The 6,857-nt window shown below is 30.8% G+C and carries 5 protein-coding genes and 1 pseudogene; 4 read left to right on the top strand and 2 right to left on the bottom strand.

The annotated features are described in order from the left end of the window. Positions 1-49: 49 nt before the first annotated feature. On the top strand, positions 50-547 hold the full coding sequence (locus ACLUJM_RS08430; protein WP_080545246.1) for an ATP-binding cassette domain-containing protein: 498 nt from the start codon (positions 50-52) through the stop codon (positions 545-547). 32 nt (positions 548-579) lie between these two features. On the opposite strand, the gene ACLUJM_RS08425 is transcribed toward ACLUJM_RS08430, so the two are convergent. Continuing rightward, positions 580-1,731: an iron-containing alcohol dehydrogenase gene (locus tag ACLUJM_RS08425; protein WP_035109115.1), complete on the bottom strand. Its 1,152-nt coding sequence runs from the start codon at positions 1,729-1,731 to the stop codon at positions 580-582. A 91-nt stretch (positions 1,732-1,822) separates the two neighbouring features. Next, the gene (locus ACLUJM_RS08420; protein ID WP_412412625.1) at positions 1,823-3,265 is read right to left on the bottom strand and encodes a threonine synthase; all 1,443 of its coding nucleotides are present in this window, start codon (positions 3,263-3,265) and stop codon (positions 1,823-1,825) included. A gap of 223 nt (positions 3,266-3,488) precedes the next feature. On the opposite strand from ACLUJM_RS08420, the gene ACLUJM_RS08415 reads away from it, so the two are divergent. From ACLUJM_RS08415 to ACLUJM_RS08405, 3 genes and pseudogenes are all read left to right on the top strand, one after another. Continuing rightward, entirely contained in the window at positions 3,489-5,063 is a 1,575-nt protein-coding gene (locus ACLUJM_RS08415; protein WP_412412624.1) for an ATP-binding cassette domain-containing protein, read from the top strand. Between the two features lie 166 nt (positions 5,064-5,229). Next, a pseudogene (locus ACLUJM_RS08410) lies at positions 5,230-5,613 on the top strand (iron hydrogenase small subunit). Positions 5,614-5,715: 102 nt separating this feature from the next. Then, on the top strand, positions 5,716-6,855 hold the full coding sequence (locus ACLUJM_RS08405; RefSeq protein WP_412412623.1) for a YibE/F family protein: 1,140 nt from the start codon (positions 5,716-5,718) through the stop codon (positions 6,853-6,855). The last annotated feature ends 2 nt before the right edge of the window (positions 6,856-6,857 follow it).

The following is a 6,857-nucleotide window of genomic DNA, read 5'->3' as shown; positions in this document are numbered from 1 at the left end:
TAAAGTGTGATAAGTCCAGTTTTTATGCGGATAACTAGATTTTTATGCTATTTTTTATTTAAAAAAAGGAGATAAAGTTAAAATATCTGGAGAAAATGGAACTGGAAAAACAACTTTAATTAAAATTTTAAGTAACATTTATACCGATTATAATGGAAATATTAGTATTAACAACACAGAGTTAAATAATGCGAAGGATATCAACATAAATTATTTTTGTCAAAACTCTTATGTTTTTCCAACTACTGTGAAAGAGAATATTTTCCTAGGGAAGAAAAAAATAGATACTGTATTCACAGATAATAAGTTACTAATGAAAACAAATGTGAATGATCTATCTGGTGGGGAAAAACACAAAATAACTTTAGATAGGGCGCTAATAGGAAACTCAAATATATTTATATTTGACGAACCACTCAATCACTTGGATAGCGAATCAACCGAAAAATTTCTGAAAGTTTTTGATGAAATTGAAGGAATAGTTATTTTTGTCGACCATAAAAATATAATTAAAAACTACAATAAAGAAATAATTTTATCTCACTAAAAAATCTGCCTGTTTCAAGGCAGATTTTAGTTTTAATATGCGTTATTGTAAATTGTTTCGATGTCTGATGTTGACAAATCAGAGTAGCTTGTTTTATATGCAGGTGTGTTTTCAGCCATTTCTTTGATTTTGTCTTTTGGAATGTCAAGTTCACGAAGTGTAGTTGGAGCTCCGATTTCTTTGAAGAAGTTTTGTAGTGCAACGATTGATTCTAGTGCTAATTTTTCATCTGGTTTTCCTTCTGGATCTATATTCCACACGTTTATTGCAAAGCTTCTGAATTTTTCCAGATGATTTTTGTAGACAAATTTCAAATAATTTGGATGAACTACTGCAAGTCCCATTCCGTGAGTTACATCAAAATATGCGGATAATGTGTGTTCCAATTTGTGGCTTAGCCAATCTGAGCTTTTGCCAGTGGCAGTAAGTCCGTTGATTGCAAGTGTACTTACCCACATTAGATTGCTTCTAGCTTGGTAATCTTCAGGATTTTTGAGAGCTACTCTGATACTGTCGATTACAGTTTTCATCAAGCTTTCTGATATATTATCTGTTGTGTTTTCGTAATCTGGTTCTGAAAAATATTCTTCCATTATGTGGCTGAACATATCGCAAGTTCCACTGATTAATTGATATTTTGGAAGTGAATATGTGTATGTTGGGTCGATTATTGAAAATACTGGATACAATAATCTGTGCCCGTAGCCGTATTTTTTCTTTCTTTCTATATTGGAAATTACACAACTACCGTCCATTTCACTACCAGTTCCAGCCATTGTAATTACTGTTCCCAGTTTGATAGCGTCTGTTGGTTTGTTTTTTTCTTCGAAGAAATAATCCCAGAAATCTTCATCAGTTTTTGCACCCATTGCGATTGCTTTTGAGCAGTCCAATGTAGATCCGCCGCCGACAGCTAGAATAAAATCAATGTCATTTTCTTTGCAGATTTTGATTCCTTCATAAACTTTGTCAGTTCTTGGGTTTGGAGTGATTCCAGAAAGTTCGAAAACTTCTTTGCCTTTCAAATTTTTCATAACATCATCGTAGACGCCATTTTTCTTGATGCTTCCTCCACCATAAGTTACTAAAATTTTATTGTAATCCTTTAATTCATCGGCTAGATTTGTAACTTGACCTTTACCGAAATGTACTCTTACTGGATTGTAAAATGTAAAATTGTTCATAATGCCCCCTTGTTTTATTTCAAATTTACTCATATAAATATATATCCGTTAATTGCGTATTTAAAACAAAAGCAGCGTAAAGTTACGCCGCTTAATTCATTTCTTGTATTTTTTTGTAAATCATATTTTTGATTTCTGATGAATCGAAAATTGTAGTGTCAACTTTTTTGATGTTTTGTAAATTATCGGGAATAGGCGATTTTATAAAAGAGTTTAACTTTTCCAAAGCCATATTTATATCCAAATCTTCATTGTATCCAAATGATTTCAAAAGCTTATCTGTAGATGAATATGGAGAAGTTGTAGCCATAATCATTGATGGAGTGTAGTCATAAGAATCAATGACATATTTGTCGTAGGCAAGAGAAGCCATTGCAGTTTGAGGGGATAATGGATACTGACATTCCAAGAATAATCTCAAAATTTTCTGACTGACCTCATCACTTGTCATGCTGTACGTTTCAATACAACTCAATTTTTGTAGTTCTTCAGGATACAAAGTGAACTTATTTTTTTCTCTAAAATCTGTGTAAATCTCTCTTATTCTATCTTGATTATTTATCAAATGATGTAGCAATCTTTCGATATTCGCTAAGACCAATCTCTCAAATGATGTGGATTCTTCGCCGAAAACTTCGTCATAGACAAATTCTCCCGTATCCAAGAATTTTTTGAAAGACAATGGACTTTTTGTCGCACAAATTATTTTATTAATAGGAAGTCCCATTCTTTTTGCGTAGAAACACGCCATTATATTGCCGAAATTTTCCGTAGGAATACTTACGTTGATTCTTTTTCCAGCTTCTATCTCTCCGTATTTTACCATTGTCACATAACTGTAAAAATAATAAATAACTTGAGTGAGAACTCTGATTATATTCAAAGAATTGCACGTAGAAATCACCGATTCTTTTTGTGCAATCAAATCTTTGATATCAGAATCATTTATCAAACTATCCACCAATTTTTTACATTCATAAAAATCACCATCTACGCCAATTGCACAGACATTATCGGAAAGCGTGGATAATAATTTTGATTTTTCGATATCTGAGATATTATTTGGATAAAACACGAAAACTTTTGTGTTCATCTTTTTAAAATTCTCAATCGTAGACACAGAGATATCAGTGGAAGCTGTGAACAGGTATAAGTTTTTCACATCTTCATTATTATTCAAATTAATATCTATAAATTTAGAGATAATACTCAATGACAAGTCCCTATAGGACAGACTTTTGTTGTTGAAAAGTTCAACGTAGCATCTATCATTTGTTTTTCTCAAAAAAACATTAGGCTCATCTCCATCGTAAGCGTTATTTACAATGCTTGATATTGAATCTTCGTCAATATCAGTTAAAAAATGCTTCAAAATATATATAGCAAGTTCGTTATATGTCATATCTCTAAGCACATCAATATCGTACAAATTATCTAAATTCAAAGGAACGTAAATATCATCATTTATACAATTGAAGATTACTTCTTGAGAATCGATAGTTATTGAATTATCCCTAGTGCTAATAAATTTCATATTTCCTCCTAATATTATTCTAATTATATCATTTTATGAGATTTAAGTTAATCTTTTTAAATTTCGATAAAATTTGAGTAAAAAATGCCGAAAATATAACGAGAAGCTTATAACTATTGTTTATTTTTTTTTGAAGAGTATAATAATAGTAAAGCGTTTTCTAATCAATAGAATTGATTGTAGCTTTGGGGAAGAATTATAAAATTGAAGGAGAGAGGGCATTATGATAAAAGTAATTCTTAAAAAGAACATCAAGTTTATGGCAGTATCTTTGATTATGAGTTTAATTATGGTTGTGGCTACGCTGTCCGTACCATTTTTAAGTAACAAGATCTTCAGAGATATTACCAACATTCAAAGAAGTGATTTGTACTTATTGTTTGGGATAATGGTGTTAAATTATTTTATTCAAATAGGGCTGATTTTGTTAAAAGAAAAAGTAGCGGTGAATGTGAATTCAGAAAACTTGGATAATTTTATGAAAGATTTATTTCATGTGAAATACGACACTATGATAAATTTGGGAAACAATTCACTGATTACGAAGGTTTCTAAGTTGACTAATTCTATTTACAGTTTTTTAATTGACGATGTGAATACTATGGTTAGTTCGATTTTGATAATTATTGGAGCTTTGATTTTTGTTTCAATTCAAAATATTTATTATGGTTTGATTTTACTAGCGATAATACCATTTACATTTTTCGGATTTAAATTAATCAATAAGAAATTATCTGAAAAATGCGTATCACTATCTGCAATTACTTCCAAAAACTACCAAGATTTTAACAATATTTACAGCAATCCAGATTTTTTGAAACAATACTCCAAGTTTGATGGTTTTGATAATCTTATCAACAAGAAAATCGTGGAAATTTTTGAAGCACACAAAAGCGTTAATCAATTCGCAGGTGCAGCAAGTAGTAGTATTAGAATGTTTAACGAGCTTGTGCAAAATGCTTTGTTGATATGGATAAGTTACAATGTTACGATTGGAAATGCTAAGTTATACTCAATTGTGGTATTTACTTTGGTAATCAATGTATTCTTCGACTCATTGTATTCATTAAATGGAGTAAATATCGACTTAACGAATTTGAAGGTGGATTCTGGATTTTATAAGGAAAATATTTTAGATAATTTAGAAAAGAAAGACGGAATTGCTGTTGAAAATACTATTAGCAAAGTGAAGTTTGAAAATCCTGTTGTGAAAATTTTGGACACTGAGTTCAAATTTGATATTAATGAAGAATTTTATCCTTCAGATATCATATACATAGACGCAAAAAGTGGTGCTGGTAAAAGTACACTTCTACGTTCACTGTTGAATATCAGAGATGTCGATGGAATATCTATTAACGAAAAGGACGTCAATTCATTATCTTTGGATGAATTAAGAGAAAAAGTCGCATACGTTCCACAAAATCCACTTATCATTCCTGCAAGTTTGAGGGAAAATATTTTGGTAGATACAGTCAAAGACGAATCTATCGATGAAAAAATATTGTCTATGGATGTTTTGAAGCCTGTGTTGAAGAATAAAAACTTGGATTCAGAAATTTTGGCAAATGGAGAAAACTTATCGGGAGGAGAAAGACAAAGAGTATCCATCGTTAGAAGTCTTATGAGAGATGCTGATGTTTATATTTTTGATGAAATAACTAGCAACTTGGATTCAGAATCACAGGAAGATTTCTTCTCTAATTTTATTAAAGATATCGATAATAAAATCGTGTTCATTATTAGCCACGATAAAAAAGTACAAAAATATTGCAACAAAACAATGCAAGTAAAATAAAGTAACGAGCTGATTTAATTCAGCTCGTTTTTAATATGTGATTCTGTCTAATATTTTATTTATTTTCGGATCAAGTGGTGGTGTATTGGAAGCTGCTGTGAGAACTGCTTACAATATGTTAACTGGTGATGACCTTAAACAATTAGAGTTTGAATAACTTAAAGAAATGAGAAGCATCAAAGAATCCAGAATAGAAATTTTAGGAAAAGAAGTTAAAGTTGCTGCTGCAAGTGGACTCGCAAATGCGAGAAGACATTTGGAAAGAATTAGAGATGGAAAAGCTCACTACGAAATTATAGAAATCATGGCTTGCCCTGGTGGATGTATCGGCGGTGCTGGTCAACCACTTCTTAGAGGAAATGTTTCGAAATTAGAAAAGAGAATGAAGGCTATTCACACAGAAGACAGGGACAAACCAATCAGAAGATCTTACAAAAACAAATCTATCAAAAAGATTTAAGATGAGTATTTGGATGCTCCTGGTTCAGAAAAAGCACATCATTTGCTTCACACAGAATATTCTTCAAGAGAAAAAATATTAATACAGTAATAGATAAAAATTCTTTGGCGATTGCCGAGGAACTTTTTTATTAAAACCAATTATCAAACTAAAAAAATTATAGTATTATATATAGATGGAGTTGGTGAATAATTGAAAAAAATTTGTAATATATTTTTGGGATTGATTTTGGCCCTGATTTTTATAATAAATTTAAAATGGGGAAATAATGACCATTTGGTAAGCTATGATGGAATTGAACTTGATTATGTAAAAGCTACTGTAGTAGATATTGTAGATGAAACGCTGGATTATCCTTATAATTCAAAACCTGTAGGAATACAAAACATCAAAGCGAAAATTAGAAAAACTGGAGAAATTGTGGATGTGGAGAACAAACTAGAAGCATCGCATAGTGTTTTAGTAAAAAAGAACGACAAGGTGATTCTGGCGAAAAGTAGAAATCCTCATCACAATTCTGAAACTTTTTACAGGATGTATAATTACGATAGAAGTTTTAGTACAATCTTATGGATGGGGATATTTATAATTTTCATAGCACTTGTTGCAGGAAGTAGAGGAATAAAAAGCACGATTGCTCTTGTGATTAGTATATACATAATTTTGTTTTTTGATATTTCGCTTATCATGAATGGATTTAATAATATTGTGATTACAATTTTAACTGTGATTTTGTGCACAATATATTCCACTTTGATTTTATATGGTTATTCTAAAATGAGTTTAATCAATATGATTTCTGTTTCGGTATCATTTGTATTTGTGAGTATTTTGGTTAAGCTAATGAGTATCGGACTTAATATTTCGGGGTATAATCTGGAAAATGTCGGGGAATTGATACTAGTGATAGGAAAGGTATGGAAATTAAATATCGAAAATTTACTGTTTTCCACTGTTGCTATTTCAGCTTTGGGAGCGTCAATGGATGTAAGTGTATCGATAGCTTCTGCATTAAGAGAAATTCAGTCGTTAAATAAAGATGTATCGAGTAAAAAATTATTTAAAAGTGGGATGAGTATTGGTCGAGATATTATTGGAACAATGGTCAACACATTAGTATTTGCATTTATTGGATCATCACTTGTGAGCATAATGATTTTTATATTGCACGGAACAAATACTTTTAATAGAGTTGTGAGTTCTGATTTTTTTGCGGTGGAAATTACGAAAGCGTTAATTGGAATAAGCGTTGTGATTATAATGGTTCCAGTGACTTCTTTTATTACATCGAAAATATACAATGAGAATAGTTTTTATAAGCATATCAAATGATA

Origin of the sequence: Finegoldia sp., assembly GCF_046991905.1 — a bacterium.
Classification (GTDB): Bacteria; Bacillota; Clostridia; order Tissierellales; family Peptoniphilaceae; genus Finegoldia.
Note: the sequence above shows the minus strand (reverse complement) of the source record. Positions and strands in the feature narration are given on the sequence as shown.

Coding starts and splice junctions, on each gene's coding strand:
- ACLUJM_RS08415 (WP_412412624.1), top strand. CDS start 3,489: ATGATAAAAGTAATTCTTAAAAAGAACATCAAGTTTATGGCAGTATCT.
- ACLUJM_RS08420 (WP_412412625.1), bottom strand. CDS start 3,265: ATGAAATTTATTAGCACTAGGGATAATTCAATAACTATCGATTCTCAA.
- ACLUJM_RS08425 (WP_035109115.1), bottom strand. CDS start 1,731: ATGAACAATTTTACATTTTACAATCCAGTAAGAGTACATTTCGGTAAA.